10 protein-coding genes and 1 pseudogene are annotated in these 17,791 nt (G+C 44.4%); 6 read left to right on the top strand and 5 right to left on the bottom strand.

Annotated elements, in window-relative coordinates; all coding sequences use genetic code 11:
• Positions 1 to 18 precede the first annotated feature (18 nt).
• A complete protein-coding gene (locus KFE98_05390; GenBank protein ID UTW63584.1) occupies positions 19 to 1,959 on the bottom strand; it encodes a tetratricopeptide repeat protein in 1,941 nt (646 codons plus the stop codon).
• Between the two features lie 44 nt (positions 1,960 to 2,003).
• On the opposite strand from KFE98_05390, the gene KFE98_05385 reads away from it, so the two are divergent.
• Complete coding sequence (locus KFE98_05385) at positions 2,004 to 2,732, top strand: response regulator transcription factor (protein ID UTW63583.1); 729 nt, start codon at positions 2,004 to 2,006, stop codon at positions 2,730 to 2,732.
• A gap of 461 nt (positions 2,733 to 3,193) precedes the next feature.
• Here the strand turns inward: KFE98_05385 and KFE98_05380 are convergent.
• Positions 3,194 to 5,640 (bottom strand): annotated as a pseudogene (locus tag KFE98_05380) (arylsulfatase).
• Positions 5,641 to 6,257: 617 nt separating this feature from the next.
• Here KFE98_05380 and KFE98_05375 point away from each other — a divergent pair.
• Positions 6,258 to 7,055 carry a hypothetical protein gene (locus KFE98_05375; protein UTW63582.1) on the top strand — a complete coding sequence of 266 codons (798 nt, stop codon included), beginning with the start codon at positions 6,258 to 6,260 and terminating at the stop codon, positions 7,053 to 7,055.
• Between the two features lie 415 nt (positions 7,056 to 7,470).
• Entirely contained in the window at positions 7,471 to 8,454 is a 984-nt protein-coding gene (locus KFE98_05370) for a hypothetical protein (protein UTW63581.1), read from the top strand.
• A 37-nt stretch (positions 8,455 to 8,491) separates the two neighbouring features.
• Here the strand turns inward: KFE98_05370 and KFE98_05365 are convergent, their stop codons facing one another.
• The gene (locus tag KFE98_05365; protein UTW63580.1) at positions 8,492 to 9,004 is read right to left on the bottom strand and encodes a GNAT family N-acetyltransferase; all 513 of its coding nucleotides are present in this window, start codon (positions 9,002 to 9,004) and stop codon (positions 8,492 to 8,494) included.
• Between the two features lie 218 nt (positions 9,005 to 9,222).
• Between KFE98_05365 and KFE98_05360 the strand changes: the two genes are divergently transcribed.
• Both KFE98_05360 and KFE98_05355 read left to right on the top strand, forming a co-directional pair.
• Positions 9,223 to 12,717: a T9SS type A sorting domain-containing protein gene (locus tag KFE98_05360; protein ID UTW63579.1), complete on the top strand. Its 3,495-nt coding sequence runs from the start codon at positions 9,223 to 9,225 to the stop codon at positions 12,715 to 12,717.
• Positions 12,718 to 12,796: 79 nt separating this feature from the next.
• Positions 12,797 to 13,543: a DUF1573 domain-containing protein gene (locus KFE98_05355; GenBank protein ID UTW63578.1), complete on the top strand. Its 747-nt coding sequence runs from the start codon at positions 12,797 to 12,799 to the stop codon at positions 13,541 to 13,543.
• 17 nt (positions 13,544 to 13,560) lie between these two features.
• Here KFE98_05355 and KFE98_05350 read toward each other — a convergent pair whose 3' ends face one another.
• Both KFE98_05350 and KFE98_05345 read right to left on the bottom strand, forming a co-directional pair.
• A complete protein-coding gene (locus KFE98_05350; GenBank protein ID UTW63577.1) occupies positions 13,561 to 14,154 on the bottom strand; it encodes a hypothetical protein in 594 nt (197 codons plus the stop codon).
• A gap of 101 nt (positions 14,155 to 14,255) precedes the next feature.
• The gene (locus tag KFE98_05345) at positions 14,256 to 15,479 is read right to left on the bottom strand and encodes a hypothetical protein (GenBank protein ID UTW63576.1); all 1,224 of its coding nucleotides are present in this window, start codon (positions 15,477 to 15,479) and stop codon (positions 14,256 to 14,258) included.
• Between the two features lie 181 nt (positions 15,480 to 15,660).
• On the opposite strand from KFE98_05345, the gene KFE98_05340 reads away from it, so the two are divergent.
• Positions 15,661 to 17,718, top strand: a complete 2,058-nt coding sequence (locus KFE98_05340; protein UTW63575.1) for a DNA topoisomerase 3 — start codon at positions 15,661 to 15,663, stop codon at positions 17,716 to 17,718.
• Positions 17,719 to 17,791: the final 73 nt, after the last annotated feature.

The raw sequence follows: 17,791 nt of genomic DNA, 5'->3' as shown, positions 1-17,791 counted from the left end.
ATCACGCAAAGGCGGTTCCTAGTAAGGGGCCGCCTTTTTTTGTGGAATTTTGACCAGGAAGGTAAGCCCTTCATTCTCGAATACTTCCAAAGATCCATCCAGTTCTTCGATAAAGGTTTTGATCAGGTTTTGTCCAAAGCCGGAATCCGGGTCTTTTTTGCCCGTTGAGGATTGGTAACCAGGACCGTTGTCAGCTACCACTATTTCGAGAGATCCGTTAAACAAGCTGGTGGTAATTCTTAGAATAGGTGTTTTGTCCGGAGAGATGCCATACTTAAAGAAATTGGTCATCAATTCATTGACCACAATCCCTAACTTCATAGCCATATCAGGTTTAACCAGAGCTTTTTCCAGATCCGTTTCTACTTCAATATCGCGGTCTCCACTATAGCCAAGTTCGGTATTTTGGATTAGTTCGTTTAGGTAAGGGGCTAAATCTACTTCCTCTTTTTGACTTTCTTCCCGAACCAAGTGACGGTTTATCATAGCCAAGGCGTCGACTCGTCCACGGTATTCGTTAAGCAATTCTTTGGGATTCGATGAAGGGGATGAGCGTTTATGAATCAAAAACATGGCGCTAATGATAGCGAAGTGATTTTTGGTTCGGTGTTTATATTCTTTATGAAGCAAAGAAATTTGTTCAGCTTGATGCTCCAATTTTACACCCTGAATTTGCAGTATTCGGTTTTTGTCACGGTTGATTTTGAGTAAATAAATCAATGCTGCTGTTAACAAAAAGAGAGTAATAATGCCCAAGGTCAAAAGGGTATTGGTGCGAAAAAGTCGGTCATTCTTTTCCTCTAAAAGTTGACTTCGTTGTTCTTCAAAAGCCAAAGCTTCTAAGTTTCTTTTGACATCGAATTCAACCTGCAGCCTCTCAACCGCTTCCCGTTTTTCTATTCCTACAATTTTTCTATGTATTGAATTGTATGTTGTGTACCAATTCGAAATCAATTTTGCATCTGCCTTTTTCTCGCTCCAGCTTATTCTAATTTCAGCAATATCAAGTAAAACTTTATTTGCGTCATTTTCTTTGGCCAAAACCCATGATGATTCAAGAAGTGAATCTGCGATGGATAGTTGGTTTTCAGAGATTAGAACATTGGCTAAATGGGCCATTGTTGAAGCAATCATTATTTCATCACCAACAACTTGCCTGTTTTCCAAGGCTTTTTCATAATAAAATTTCGAGCTATCTAAGTTTTCGTTCTTGAAATAGAGCATTCCAAGAAGCCATTGAGTTGAAGCAATAAAGCTTGGATTTTTTATTCTTTTTTTGAGCCTCAGTGCTTGACGCAGATTTGTTTCAGCAGAATCTAATTCATTTTTTAAAAGATAAGCATGTCCAATGTTGTTTAATGAGGAAGCGATGCCAAATTCATTATTCATATTCACTCTGACCTTTAGAGCTTTTTTATGAAATTGAATTGAACGGTCGTAATCTTCCAAATTCATTTGGATGTTCCCTAGGGAATTATATCCTCTTGCAATATCTGCAGAACTGTTTATTTTGTTGAAATGTTCCTGACTCGATATTACGAGATCATAGGCCTTATAATACATGCCCATTTTGCTATAAACTAAGGCTAAATTATACTTGGTTTGGGCGGCTTTATCCTGAAATCCAAAGCCATTATAGAGCTCTTTAGCAATTTCGTAGTGTTCGATGCATCCAGGTAAATTCCCCCTGTAATATTCTGCAACGCCCCAATTGTTATGAAAAATTGCCAAATTGGAATCATTGGGGTTATTTGTGTAGAGTTTGACACCATCAGAATAAGATAGTGCGGCGCTGTCATATTTGGCCCTCTTAAGAAACCCCAAGCCTCTCTTCATCAACGAATCCACAGCCTGTTTGAACTCGGGAGTTATTGGCTTTGGCTCAACCGGAGCTGGCGTTTGATAAGCCCATGCCCCCATCCAAAAGAATATTGCTAATATTGAAACGAGAGATTTCATCTGGTAAGGGGCCAAAATAACCACTTATTGGGTTACTAAACTATATGTTAAAGAAGAACATTGGAATTGTCGAGGATCAAACGCTGGTTGCGGAACTGCTAAAAGATTACCTCGAAACCCTCAATTTTGATTGCTGCGGAGTAGCGAATAACCTGACTAAGGCTCGGAAATTGGTCGAAGATCAGCAGCCGGATGCTATGTTGCTGGATATTGATCTTAATGGCGTAGAAAGTGGATTGGACCTGGCTCCTTTGCTTCATCAAAAGGGAATACCTTTTATCGTCTTATCGGATTTACAGGATGCGAATACGTTTAAAACGGTGATGGAAGGTCGGCCAGCGCACTACCTGGAAAAACCGGTGTCTCTTATAACTCTTCGCAATGCTCTGTTCTCGGCTTTGCCCGCTGCGGCAAAACCGGCTAAGTTGGACGGAGGAAATATGCTTCAGGTAAAAGACAAGCAGGATTTCACCCTCCTCATTCCTATTTCGGATATTGTTTACGTTCATTCCGATCAAGGTGGATGTGAGGTGCATTACTGGGACAACAACGAATCGCGTCTCAATCGAAAAGTGGAATTAGGAACTTTGATTGGACTACACCAAAAAATGGATCCTGAATCCATCTGGCAAGTGCATCGTTCTTACCTGGTTAACAAGAAGTTTATTACTTCCTTTTCCCCATCTGGATTGCGTCTCAAGCATACCAATGCCTTGATCCCAATAGGTAAAACCTACAGACAGCAGATAATGAATTGGTGCCAGAATTTATAGGCTTTTTTCCGTTCGCTTCTTTTTTCACTCCATTCGCTGGCAAAATGACTCCCTTGGCTGGAATTCCTTTTTCTAGCAGGTAATCATGGTATTACTTTGTTCTTGTTCTGCTGAAAGGCCGGACGACAAACATGAAACCTTAAATGAAACAGAGGGGGCTGATGAACTTTTAGCCGATGCAACACCATACTCATCCCTCCTTTTTACGACGCTTAGAGGGTTCAGCTCTCTTCACTACGGGTGTCCCAACAACCAAAAGGAGTTCATGGGTATCAAAAGTTTTTGATGCTCATGGCTTTTCATTTTGTTAGTCAGCAAATTTTATCTGGGATAACCGGGAGCTGACTCTTTGTACCGAACAATCATCAATAGTATAGCAGGAGTATTCTGCACAACCACCCAAAAAAAACGGTGCGAGCCCAAGGGCCGCACCGTTTTTGTATGAGGTATGGAAGGATTTCCTATTGGGTCATCATCACCCGCTTGGCTTCCAATTCAAGATCCATGTATGGAGTTCCTTCTACGGTTACTCCCACAAATTGAATGATTCCACCTTTGAACCTTCCTGGTGACTCGTAAAGCTCACTTACAGCATCACCGCTATCGTATCCGATACAAAGTCCATCACCGGAAAGGGTAAACTTGGCCGGCTGCGTTTTCATAGGGCCTTCAGCTACCACTTCGTCATCGATGTACAGTTTCATGGTTCCAAAAGACTCACCGTATTCACCCGCTTTTTCACGAATGAACTCCATTCCCAAAGTATATTTTCCAGGAGCAAGGGTTTTGCTGGAAATAAAGGTTTGCTCTGGCTTAATGCCCAAGAAATTGTACACATAGTGTAACTTTTGATCTCTAATAAACAAACTGTGTCCACCAAAACGAGATCCGTGAGCAAACAATACTCCGGAAGCATTTTTGTCCGTGATTTCGACATTCGCCAGAATCTTGTAGTTTCTTCCACGAACGTTTACAGCAACACCTTCAGGAACGGGTGCCGTGTAAGGGTAGTAAATGTAGCGATCTCTTGCAGGTTCCTGAGAAGGACGCTCAACGGTAAGGATCTCTGCAGCACTGCGGTCATCCAATGGCAACACTTTGTTCTTTTCGGCTTCAGCAAACCAAGCGTCGATCAGTTCCTGAAGTTTTTCAGGGTTTTCTTTAGCCAGGTCTTTAGACTCGGAACGGTCTTCTGCTACGTGATACAATTCCCATTGATCCTGATCGAAGTTTCCTTTACCGCTCAATGGAGAGTGAACAGCTGCAGCTTTCCAGCCATCTTTCCAAATTCCACGGGTACCCAACATACAGAAGTACTGGATTTCCTTTTGGGTAGGAGCATCAGGAGTGGCATCAAATGAATAGGCCATACTTACACCAGAAAGAGGTGTTTGCTTAACTCCGTTGTACTCACCTGGCATTTCTACACCGCAAATCTCAAGAAGAGTAGGTACGATATCCACCGAGTGGTGGTATTGGTGACGCAATTCACCTCTTGCCTTAATTCCTTTTGGCCACGAGATTACCAATGGGTCATTGGTTCCACCAGCATAGTTGGAATAACGCTTAAACATTTTGAAAGGTGCAGAGAATGCAGCTGCCCATCCGGTAGGGAAGTGGTTGTAGGTTTCTGGTCCACCAAGGGTTTCCAGGTACTTCAAGTTTTCAGCCAATTCATCTGGGTATCCGTTGAAGAATTTGTTTTCGTTTACAGATCCGTTCGGGCTACCTTCTCCTGAAGCTCCGTTATCGGCAGCGTAGAGGATAATAGTGTTGTCCAGCTGTCCAGACTCTTCCAAGTAGTCTACGATACGTCCAATCTGAACATCGGTATACTCTGAAAATCCGGCGTAAACTTCAGCCATACGAGAGAAAAGCTTTTTCTCGTCATCATTCAACTCATCCCAAGGTCTAACGTAGTCAGCTGGGTTAGCAGCATTTTCAGGGAGTGGATTGAAGCCAGTCAATTCAGTAGATTCAGGAATGATGCCTTTTTTCTTCATGTTATCGGTTACCCAAGAACGGTAAGCATCGTACCCATCGTCAAATTTGCCTTTGTATTTATCAGCATACTCTTTTGGTGAGTGGTGTGGAGCATGGTTTGCTCCTGGGTTAAACCACATGTACCAAGGCTTAGATGGGTTTGTAGCCTGCTGGTTGCGAATCATTTCCAGGGCCTTGTCTGTCAAGTCTTTGGAAAGGTGGTAACCTTCTTCCGGAGTGGCAGGGGCTTCGATGAAGTGATTGTCTTCCACCAAGTCAGGGTACCAGTTATTGGTTTCTCCACCCAGGAATCCGTAGAAACGATCAAATCCGATTTGGGTAGGCCATTCAGCACGGCTTCCACCTGGTGCTACGTCTTGCTCAGGTACGTTGTGGTTTTTTCCAATCCAGAAAGTACTCCAGCCGTTGTTTCTCAAAATCTCGGCAAATGGGGCACAGTCGTCTGGAACGCGACCATTAGCTCCAGGATAACCATCAGCAGTTTCGGTAATGGCAGCCATTCCGTTCAGGTGGTGGTTACGTCCGGTAAGGATTGTGGAGCGGGTAGGCGAACACAGAGCGGTAGTATGCCATTGGGTATAGGTCAAACCATTGGCAGCCAAACGATCAAGTGTAGGCATGTTAATCCGGCCTCCGTAAGGTGACCAGGCTCCCAGTCCTGTATCATCATACAAAACGAACAAAATGTTAGGTGCTCCCTCTGGGGCCCTTTTGGGGTAAAGGCAGACCAATCTGATTTAGAATCGCGAATGTCGAGTGCGATTTTTCCTTTGAACGAGGACTCATCATCCTTCGTAGGCTCGTTTTTAACCGGTTGTTGACAACCCAAAATAGATGCTGCCAGAAACAGAGCCAAAGTTTTCCTTCCCACCTGTTTGATGGAGAAGTAGTTCTTAAAGTTCATGAATATTGGAATTTGATTAAATAGTTTTTCTCTCCTAAAATGTGATGCGCGCATCGGAAAACGAAAGTAACCATTAGGAGCTTGCGAATGATACTCGAGGATTCACTTCGTCAATTTTTGAGGAAGAACATAGATTTTGATCCCACCGAGGTTATTTTGATTTTAGGAACTTGGCTATGTCCTGGTGGAAATAGAGTACCAGTGATAACATCATCTGGAAAATGATCATGCCTATCAAAAAAGGGTTCTGATCAAATCCCTTTTCAAGGGCCCAAAGGGCTGAAAGGAGGTGATAGCCGGAAAGAATAAATAGAGCTCGATTAGACTTCTTTAAAAGTATAAATGCGATTAAAATAAGTTGGAAGGCCGATCTGGTTAAATGCCAGGGAAGTCGCTCTGGGCCTATTTTTAAATAGAAAAGAGTGTCAATCAAAATTTCAAAAAGAAGGGACAGTGCGATTGCAACGTATAAAATTCGGATTCCGGTTTTTTCGGTGCTCATTGTTGGCGTGGTATGGAATGTCGAAAGATAGAACATTTCAAAGGGTTCCTATTAAATCCATTTATGGCCTTCCAGTGACTGAGATTACCTAATTTCGCCAGCAAATTAAAAAACCATGAAAGCACTTAAAATGATACTCGGGTTGGCCTTAACTCTGAGTCTTTTTTCCTGTGGAAACGTGACCGAGGAGATTACCATTAAAGAAGATGGATCCGGTACATACCACGTAGAATACGACATGATTCCGATGATGAAACAAATGTCGTTTCAAATGATCAAGGCTTTTTCCGCTCTTGATACTACCAAACCAGCTAAGTCAGACGAGGAGATTATGGCCAAAGTAGAGGAAATGATCTGGGCTAAGTTTCCCGAAAAGATCGATTCCATTATTGACTACAAGGAGATCTTGCCAGACAGCATCCTAAACGACAAGAAAAAAATGGCGGTGATCGAAAATGCTAACGGTTTCCTACGCGGTGGGAAGGAAGAAGGCGTATTGATGTCGGGTATGGACTACCGATTCAGCAATATTTCTGAGTTGGAAGCCTTTTTTGAGTTGATGGAGAAGAACAACCCTGAGGCAAGAAAGACTCAAGGACTAAACCTAAGTGGAAAAACCAGTGCCTATACCTTCAAGAAACGCCTCATTTCTCGGACTTCAAAGAAGAGTAAGTCAAAAGGAGATGAGGAAGAAAAGACCCCTGAAGAAAAGGCCAAAGAAGAGAAAATGATGGAAGAAATGTTTGGAGAAGGCACCTTCCGTACGGTGATCAATTTGCCCAAAGAAGTGGAATCCGTTAAAGGGACTAACGTGATTTCTCAAGAAGGCAAAAAAGTGGTTTTGGAGTACAGTATGATGGATATTATGAACGATAAAGTATCTACTGACTTTGAGATTATTATGAAAAAATAAATGGAATTCGGGGCGGCTTCGGTTGCCCCGATTCTTTTTTCTACAACACCAACCAACTTACAATACCAGCCCTTTCTAACCGCTACCCCCTCTTCAACAATTTTTTACTCAAAGACCCTCTATACGGGCGATTCCTTTACCTTTTTAAGTACAAAAGGATTGGGATAAATTCGAATGTATTGATATTTAGGTATTTGTATATATTTGAGTGGGAACCCGAAACTTAAACTTTTGAACGATTTACCTTGGCTATTGCTCGTATCCTTGATTCTAACTGGGATACAGGCTGTGGACTCAAAGAGTCAATCCTTGAGTTTCACTCTATTATTACCCGACCTACAAATTAAACTTCAACCCCCTTATAACTTCTTGACTCGCAAATTCAATACACATCTTAATTATTCAATTTACGTTTATGAAAACAAATCACTTGACTATTAAAAAATGGGTGCTGGCCGTGGCCGTAGTAGCCATGGGATGGACGGTTACCAGTTGCGGATCCTCCGGTACTGAAGGTTCGGATGTTGCTCCTGGCGAAATGGAATCAACGACCCCTATGACGCCTGAATCACAGGATGGTATGGTTCAATCTGCAGCTCCCGATGCGGGCGTTGACTTGCCCTGGGAGCCCTTGGGAGATGATGCTGATGCCGGAATGATTGCAGCCACTTCTGCTACCGTGTATCGACTGAATCGTGCTGAAGGAAATCGAGTAGAAGCCTGGGTAGATGGCGATAACGTTTGGGAGGTTGTAGGTAACCCTGCCAATGCCATTTATGCAGCGGGAGATAATCTCTACGCCATTGGTACCGACCAGAGTCTATGGTACTATAAGGGAAGCCCTCAACAATGGGAGCCCAGAGGCGCCGGACCGGCAAAGGCGGTATATGGATTCGCTAACGATTATTACATTTCTACCGACAATGAATCATTCATGTGGCTTCCAGACCCGGATAACCGTTGGGAGCCGATGTGGCCAAACACGAAGTTTATTCTGGAAACTGACATGACCTTTATGGTTGGCACTGACGGCCAGGGACATGTGATGGATGGCGCTACCGATGGAACCATGGGTGGTGGCTTGGAAATGCTTGCTGGTACGGCCGAGGCAACATGGGGGTTGTTCTCTGGTGGAATGGTACAGTATTACACAGGTACCGCTCCCGATTGGGGCGATCATTGGGGTAATGCCGGTAGCAAAACCATGTCGATGATTGCTGGTACGGAAAGCAGAAGACTACTAGGTATTAACTCGGAAACGATGGAGGTTGAAATTCTGGAAAACGCAACCCAAACCTGGGTAAGCACAGGTCCTCAACTCGGTGAAAAGATTTATGCTGCAAGAAATGTGGTTTACGTTTTAGATAACGGAACGGTAAGCCGTGTAACGGTAGAGTAAATTCCTAAATAATCGAACAATGGATAGGGGTTCTCGATTAGTTCGAGGCCCCTATTTTTTTCTCGTATAGGTTGCAAGTAGAGAGCGGAAGGTCCACCTGACCCACTTTTTCAAACCCTTGATTCTGGTAGTAAGAGCAGAGTTTTTCGTTGCTAGCCAAGCAGTCTAATCTCAAAAAATCTTGATTGCTTTCGATCGCATCCAGTTCAATTTTTTCAAGAACGTTCGTTCCCAGTTGTAGCCCTGCCCATTTTTCTTCCACAATTAAAGAATGGATGTACCAGGCTTGATCAGCTTTTTCTCCCCAATACAAGTGATCTTCGGTTTGAATGCGTACCATTCCAGCGATTTCATCGGAGTTCAGTTGAATGAAATAATAGTCTCCATTTCGTAATCCATCTTCCAACCATGCTAATTCATCCTTAGGTGGATTCAGCCAATATTGCCATTGATCCACTCCCTTTTTGGCCAGACTCTTTGCGGCTGATTGAAGGAAGCTAAGGGCTTGAGATTGATCGGTGATTTGAGCCGGGGTGAGTTTGAAATCCATGGAGCATTTAGGCTTTAGCGCGGTTTTAATTCCTCCCAAATGTATTCTCAAAAATGATTCGGAATAGTTGCCTTGTATATTATTCCGATCGGGAAAGGGGGCAACCCAACGGATGAGTGGAACAGGAGTCCATTCCTAAAGTAATGGGAATCAGTTTGTCAACTCGATTTGTGTAGGAAGCCTTCCTGATTACCTTTGAATAGACGTAACCCCAAACCATGCTTCAGGCCTACCCGATAAGATTCCTTGTTTCGTTCACCCTCTTTTTGATGGTGGTAGAGATTCATGCACAGCTTGAAACCAATCATTGGGTTTGCTCGGATTCCATTCATATTGAGTTTCATAAAGGTAGGCAAGTACCCACGTTGGATACCCATGTGACGCACTTTAGTAGCTACAGCAATGGATGTGTTTCTGGTGCTGATGGGCAGTTTTTATTTGCCGTGAATGATGGGTTTATTCATGATCGAAATTTCCAATTGATGCCCAATGGGGATAGCCTGAATCAACGTTTTGGAAGTCATCATGAGATCATTCTCAAGTTGCCTGGAAACAATGATAAATACTTGGTCATTCATCACGATTCCATTGATCCGAGAGCTCCGTTTGGAAGTCGAATTTCAGATAGTTTGCTCTTTACAGAAGTGGACATGAGCTTGAACAATGGATTAGGTGCAGTCACTCAAAAAAATCAGTTCTTGGGTCACAATTATTCCATGGGTATGGATGTTACCCGGCATTACAATGGTCGTGATTTATGGTTGGTCATGCATCATACCTTAAAAGCTCCTCTTCCAAGTATGTTCCATTCCTATTCAGATACCTTGGTCGCTTTTTTGGTAGATAGTAGTGGCCTATCTTCTCGTCCGGTTTATTCGGTTTTGGATACAATCCTAAGCGCTCGGATTTGGGACGAGCTAAGGATCAGTCCCAACGGTGATATTATTGCGATGACCAATAGCCATATTCATCACACCAATCCCGGAGTATCGCCGGTCAATCGATTGGTCTTGTGTCGCTTTGATTCGAAAACCGGCAAAGCTTCCAGCACGATTTCCATTCCAAGTGCGTCCAACGGTTTATCCTCCAACCCGATGCATCTGTGTTTTTCAAAATCAGGAAACAAGCTTTATGTCAACGATTATCCCATGTATCGAAATGCCTTTATGCAGCCCGTTGCATCCTTGGCTCAGTTCGATTTGACTTCTTGGAATCAGCAGGCCATTCGGTCCAGTAGGTACAATCTTGTTCACCAGCCGGCCGCTCCTTATCCCTCCGGTGTTCCCATCAATAATACCTTACACGATGTTCAGCTTGGCTTGGATGGAAAGATCTATTGGTCCCATTTTTATGATCAAATAGGTGTGATCCATGAACCCGATAGCACCGGCCCGAAATGCGATTACCAAGATTCCTTATTTCTGTTGCCTCCAGGGTCCCATTCTACTTTTGGTAAATTTCCGGTTTTCCCAGCCTCGGTTTATGATTTCGAGCCCTTCCAGGTAAGGTATACCTGCTGGGGAGACACCACGGTTTTCTGTTTGAAAGATACCGCACAGGTAGATTCCGTCCTTTGGAATTTCGGGGACCCTCTATCGGGGCAAAATTCTGCGGCCTCCTATTGCGCAAAGCATGCCTTTTCCAGAGTGGGAGAGTTTACCGTTATAGCTCGAATCAAATGGAGTACCGGAAGTATTGATACCCTGGTTCAATCGGTATTCATCGATTCTATTCTCAATCCCAAACTTCCGGCCGACACCATGCTTTGCCTTGGCGATACAATCGATCTACGATTTACGGATAATGCGCCGGCACGTTTTTTCTGGAGTGATAGTTCCGCTACTGATTCCTTGTTGGTGGATTCGGGAGGTTGGTATTGGGTTGAGGTCTACAACCGATGTGGAGAATGGCAGGATTCTATTTTCATTTCGGAGAATAGATACCCCGAATCAACACTGCCGATGGATACAGGATCTTGCGGAGATTCTCTGCTTTTGATAGCGAATGGATCCTTGGGAAGTACTTTTCTCTGGAGCGGTGGTAGTATGGATTCCACTCAATGGATTGATTCCACGGGCAGCTATTACTTAACCGTGAGCAACCCGTGTGGAAGTCATACCGATTCGGTGATGGTCCATATCGATGACTCCCTTCAAATCGATTTGGGGTCGGATACAGTTCTTTGTTCAAGCGATACTCTTTGGTTAAATGTACCTGGGTCTGATGTGCGCTGGTGGGATGGGGATTCCTTGAGCCCAAAGCCAGTTGCCCAGACCGGCATTTATTGGGTTGATGTAAAGAATTATTGCGGTGTGTTTAGAGATTCTTTGATCGTCCCATCGTTGTATCAGCCCGCTTGGCCTGATTTAGGAAGAGACACTTTAACCTGTTCCCATTCTCCCTTAACGCTGATGGCGGGAATGGGTGAGAAGGGAGCCCAATACTGGTGGAAAAATCAGTTGATTACAGACTCGATTGTCACGGTTTTGCAATCCGGGCTATTCCATGTTAGCATCTCCGGGCGGTGCGGTGAATTTCAGGATTCAGTTTGGGTCCAATATCTCCAAACTCCTCAACTTGACTTACGAGATACGATGCTTTGCGAAGGAGATACGCTGCTTGTATCCGTTGCAGTGGATTCGGCACAATACCTGTGGTCAAGTGGATCCACCATGTCCACGCACAGGGTTACACCCGTTCGATCCTACGGACTTCGTGTCAGCAATCGCTGCGGAGCTGATTCTGCTGGATTTAAGGTCGATACCTTTCCGACCTTGAGCGTCCATTTTCCTGTGGATACAGTCATTTGTGATCAAGCACCGTTTCAGCTCGATGCAGCTAACCATTCAGCGACTTATCTGTGGCAGGATGGTAGCACTTCCTCCAACTTTTCGGTGCTCAAAAGAGGACGCTATTTCGTCACAGTTTCCAATCCTTGTAAGAGTTCCATTCATTCCATTCAAGTGGATTTTCAGGTGCCACCATCTCCCTCGATTTTGCAAAAGCCGGAAGGTAAGTTTTGTCCAGGTGAACCTCTTAGATTGATTGGAGTGGGGAATGATTCAACTACCGACATGGAATGGTCCACGGGCGATAACTCCGCGGAGATACAGATTGATCAACCAGGTGAATACACTTATACTCTAACCAATCGATGTGGCGTTCGTTCGGCGGTTTTAAGTCCAGATTATTATCCTGTGAAGGCTGATTTTGAATTGAACTCGAAAGAGGGTAGTCAGCCCTTCCATTTATCGACTACCAACTTGTCTGATTCAGCCACCCATTATGCATGGGTATTGGATGGCAAGCATAGATCCAGGGAGGTTAACTACTCCGAGGTTTTATCCAGGCCGGGAACTTATGAAGTAAAGCTGGTGGCCACCGGATTTTATGGATGTCGGGATTCCCTGATTGATTCCGTTCAGGTTCACTGGAAACCAGGAGCGCTTCCTTTGCTCTGTGATTTTCGCATCGATCCCAATCCCACCAAAGGGAGGTTTACTGTTTCAGCCATGAACAACGATAAGCAAGTGAAGGGATTAAAAGTGTTCAACACCTTGGGGGAACAAGTCTATGAAGTAGATGTGAGCCATCTAAAAGAGAACCCTTTTCTTTTTGAATATGAATTTCCTCAACTCAGCTCCGGGACCTATTTAATTGGCTTGTATTGTGAGAACGAATCGGTTCATAAGCGGGTGGTGGTGACCCGGTAAGGGGTGCCTGCTCATAGAATCCACCTGGAGTGTTGAAGAATGCGTAGTTTTAATCCATAAACCAATGAATACGATGAGTATGAAACCACTTTTATTTACCCTGACCTTTCTTTTGGGAGTGAGCGTCACCCAGGCTCAGGTCGAAAAAGAATCGGTAGACCCTGGGCCGACAACCACCATTCAGTTTGATGAAACTACCTATGATTTTGGGGAGGTGCCCCAAGGCGAATCCGTTACCCACGTATTTACCTTTACCAATACAGGGAGCGTTCCCTTGGTCATTGCCAGTGCTAAGGGGAGTTGTGGTTGCACCGTTCCTTTTTATCCCAAAGTGCCCATTGTGCCAGGAGAGAGCAGTGAAATTGAGGTGGTATTTGATACCCGAGGAAAAATGGGACTTCAGTTCAAAAAGGTCTATCTAATAGCCAATACAGAACCATCAACGACCGATTTACTGGTGAAGGGAAAAATATTGAAGTCGGATTATCAGGAAGAAGGAATTAGGGGTATTGGCCCAGAAGAGCAGCGCAAAAGGCGAGAAAAAGAATCGATCGAAGAGGTTAAGCCGAACTGCTTTATTATTTATCCGAATCCTACGAGCGATCAACTGCAGCTGGAGTTGAAAGAACATATTGGTGAGTCGGCCACGGTATTAATCTACAACCGGGTTGGTGAGTTAGTTCTGGAGCAAAAGATTGAACGGATTTCAAGATCTTCCACCGTTTTTGATGTAAGCGAGTATCCACCCGGGGTTTATTCTGTTACTATCCAGCTGACAAATAATGAGCTTTATACGCAGTGTTTTATGGTTACGGCGTCAAAATAGCTATAGGCTGAAATCAATTATTTCCTGCCATAATCAGGGATTCGAATCAATTCACGATACCTGGAAGAATTCATCTTTCCTTTTCGGTTATACTTTTTTAGAGTAAACCCATAGGTGAGGTATTTGGGATCATCCTCCGCTCGTTTGGCCAGGTAAACCCGTTCTTTTTTCAACCGACCTTTTTTGTTGAAGTATTGCCAGGCACCAACCTTACTTGGGCCATCGCCGAAGTATTCCGACCGACCATCAACGTTGTAGTCAGCGAGCCCGTAAAACTCTGTTTTTTGGATGACTCCATTTGGGTAGTAATAGGTGACTCGGCCTTCCAATTCGGTGGCATGTCGGCTATTCCCTCCCTCAAAATGCAAGGAGCCAGACTTCCGATAAACCCTAAAATAACGCGGACCGGGATTGACTACTAACGAGTCTTGATTGGTGAGTCTGTTTGGATAAAAACGAAAGGTGCCAGATTCAAAGAACCACAAGCGATGATATACCTTAAAGCGAATGCCGGCATTTTGAGGATGAATGTCCACAGTGTCCGAGTATTCTATCGTTTTAGCGATTAATGGAAATTCCTGAGCCAAGAGTAATTGGGGATTAATCCCCATCCCTAGAATGAAAATCGGCAAGGTGAATTTGAATGGGATCACTTGAGGTGCAATTGGACAAATCTCCTAACGAGGAAATGGCCAAAATCGTGTTTCCGAGCCTACCGACTTTGCCTCATTGAGGGAAAGTCGTTCCACTGAATGGAGTCAATGGGAGCATTTGAGTTTTGGAAAGCGGGGCCGCCATGAGATATGGATTTCATCTCTTCTTCGCTCCGGCACAACAGATTTTGGTGTAGCCACTGATCCGCAAAACGGTTATCAGAAGTGGTAAACAAAAGGACAGCTTCGTCTCCTGAAGTTTGGGTCTCCAGACGGGTAATGTCATTTACTTTTTCAGGATCCGTTGGCGATATCCATTGAAGCGAATCCAGCTGGTTCAGGCTCAACATTTTTTCTGTTTGCAGAGAATCCATTATGTCAAAATCAGAGATAGACTCTGTTACGGCTGAGGCAATCAGTTTAGGCCATAAATCCTGAAAGAGTTGCTGGTTGTTGTAGGTGTTGATTTCATAAACTTCGCCATTGATGGCGTATCCGAATCCTACCACCTGCTCGCTTTCCATGAGCCGGTCGGTAAAGTACTGGATCATCTCTTCTCTTACCTTGTTTAAGGTGTCGTTTTCCAGCGCCAATTGTAGGCTCGTGGCTGAAGCGCTGTCGGATACATTCACGGAGTAGTACCCGTACTTTACGGCTAAACCATTGTTAATCTCATTCATGCCTTCAGACACTTTTTCCCAGACTTTACCTTGGTCTTGTCGGTATTTGGAACTCACTTTTAAATCCCGGGAGGATAGCATGCAGTTGTTGCTTTGAAAATGGGTGACTGCCTCCTCGCCCCGATTGGTCCATCGAGCAGATTCCACACAAAAGCTGGCCAGATTTACTTTGCGCGCATGGGGTGGTATGATGACGTCTTTGCTGAGCGTACGATCTTGTTTTCCACCTTTTACGATGTCACCTGAGTGAATAAAAATGTAGTGATCCGATAGATTGTTGATCTGAAGTTGGTTGACCTGGCCGGTTTCCTTCACCTTAACGTATTCTTTTTCCATAGCCTGGTCCAGGGTGACATAGCTTTCTTGGTTTTCCGGATTCCCGGTGAGAAAAAAAACTTCGAGATTATCCATCCGAAAACGATTCCCAACTTCATAGGGGAGGCCCCAATTTGGAGTTGAGATCGTCGGATGCTGAGCTGTACGGGTTGTTGGGACAGGATTCGACCGAGTTAGCAAGGGAGTTTGATCATCTTGTGCACAGCTGGGTAGGAATAGGGAGAGGCTGAATAGGTAGGGGAGCAGTTTGAGGACAGAACTTTTCATGGCGAGATTTTGAGCCAAGGTAGCAGTGCTATTAAGGTCTGTCAATCTGAACTTGGTGTAGGTTGGTTTTGACTGGGTGAAGTAGGGTGTATTGGATTTCCGGTGATAACTTTCCAAAATCAGCTCTCAATTCGTTTGGACTTTTTCTTTGGGTTTTGGATTTTTGACCCTCCCCGCAAACATGAAGCTCTGTATCGCAGAAAAGCCAAGTGTGGCTAAAGATATTGCCCAAGTATTGGGAGCAAACCAGCGCCAGGATGGTTACTGGGAGGGAAATGGCTATTGGGTGTCCTGGACTTTTGGGCACCTCTGTACTTTGAAGGAGCCGGCGGATTACAATGACTCCTGGAAATCGTGGAGTATGCCGACTCTACCCATCATACCGGACAACTTTGGGATTAAGCTGATTCCGAATTCAGGAGTTAAAAAGCAGTTTGATACCATTGCTTTTCTGGTAGAAAAATGTGAGGAAGTCATCAACTGCGGGGATGCCGGCCAGGAAGGAGAATTGATTCAGCGCTGGGTTCTGTCTAAAGCCAAAAGCAAGAAACCCCTAAAGCGCCTTTGGATATCTTCCCTGACTGATGAAGCGATTAAAGAAGGGTTTGGAAACCTAAAGCCCGGAGAAGATTACAACAACTTATACGCGGCTGGAACGGCCCGAGCTATTGGAGATTGGCTGCTGGGAATGAACGCTTCCAGGCTCTATACCCTCAAGTTTGGAGCTTCGAAGCAGGTTTTTTCAGTGGGCCGGGTGCAAACGCCTACCTTGGCCATGGTGGTGGAGCGGCAGCGTGAAATTGATCGGTTTGTTCCGGAGGAATATTTCGAAATCAAAACGGTTTATCGGGACGTTGAATTCTCGGCTACCCAAGGAAAGATCTCTGAAAAAGCGAAAGGAGAGGAATTGGTTGAGTCGATCAAAGAAGCTGACTTCGAGATCATGTCCTACACCCAAAAGGAAGGAAAAGAAACACCTCCATCCTTGTTTGATCTGACCTCCATTCAGGTAGAATGCAATAAGAAATTTGGATACACCGCCGAAGAAACACTCAATGCGGTTCAGCACCTATACGAGCAAAAACTGATTACCTATCCGAGGGTGGATACGTCTTATCTTCCTAATGATCAGTATCCCAAAATTGAAGGGATTTTAAGTCGTCTATCCGCGTACTCATCGCTAACCGCTCCGTTATTGGGCAAGCCTATTCGCAAATCGAGCAAGGTGTTCAACGACAAAAAAGTGACTGATCACCATGCCATTATTCCTACTGGAGAGAATCCTTCTTCTGTGGGATTGACCTACCAACAAAAGAAAATATACGACCGCATTACCCGTCGTTTCATCGCTGCGTTTTACCCGGATAGCAAGGTGAGCAATACCACGGTACTGGGCGAAATTGATATGGATTCCCGACCAGAGTTTAAGGCTACCGGAAAACAATTGCTCGATCCAGGATGGCGGGTGGTGTTTGAATCCGGAAAGGAAGCTGAGAAACCTGCTGATGATGAAGAGAAAGTCATGCCGGTATTCGAAAAAGGAGAAAAAGGTCCCCACATTCCGGAGTTGCAAAGCAAGCATACCAAGGCGCCCAGTTATTTTACTGAAGCCTCTCTATTACGGGCTATGGAAACGGCTGGAAAACTGGTGGATGACGAAGAACTTCGCGACTTAATGAAGGAAAACGGAATCGGTCGACCATCTACCCGAGCTAACATCATTGAGAAATTGTTTGCTCGGAAATATCTGGTCCGTCAGAAGAAGAGAATCCTGGCTACGGCTGTAGGTCAAAACCTGATCGATCATATCGAAAACGACCTACTCAAATCAGCGGAACTAACTGGTGTTTGGGAAAAGAAGATTTCAGACATCGGAAAAGGAGAATACGACATTCAGTTGTTTAAAAAGGAACTGAATGAAATGGTGACGGATCTAACCGAGCAGGTAAAGCAACAAGGCTACCGACCCCGAAAAGATGCCTGCCCCAAATGTGAAATCGGTCACCTCATACCCGGTAAACAAGCCTGGGGTTGTTCCGACTGGAAAAAGGGGTGCAAGTTTACACTTCCGTATGAATTCAAAGGAATTACCATCAGTGAAAGCGAAAAGCAGGAACTACTTGAAAATAAGGTGACTCGCAACGGATATATCTTCCATAAAAAGAAGCCTGAACTGCTACAAAAAATTGAATTGACCAGCCGATTTAAATTGGCCATTCGCAAGGAGAAGGAGGAGTAAAGTCCAATTTCTCAAACGTTAAAAAATACAAGCAAACGTTTCATTATCAGGGCAAACCAAATATCTTGCGGTG

The sequence above is a fragment of the bacterium SCSIO 12741 genome (assembly GCA_024398055.1).
GTDB lineage: Bacteria > Bacteroidota > Bacteroidia > Flavobacteriales_G > Salibacteraceae > SCSIO-12741.
This window is presented reverse-complemented; position numbering and strand designations above follow the sequence as displayed.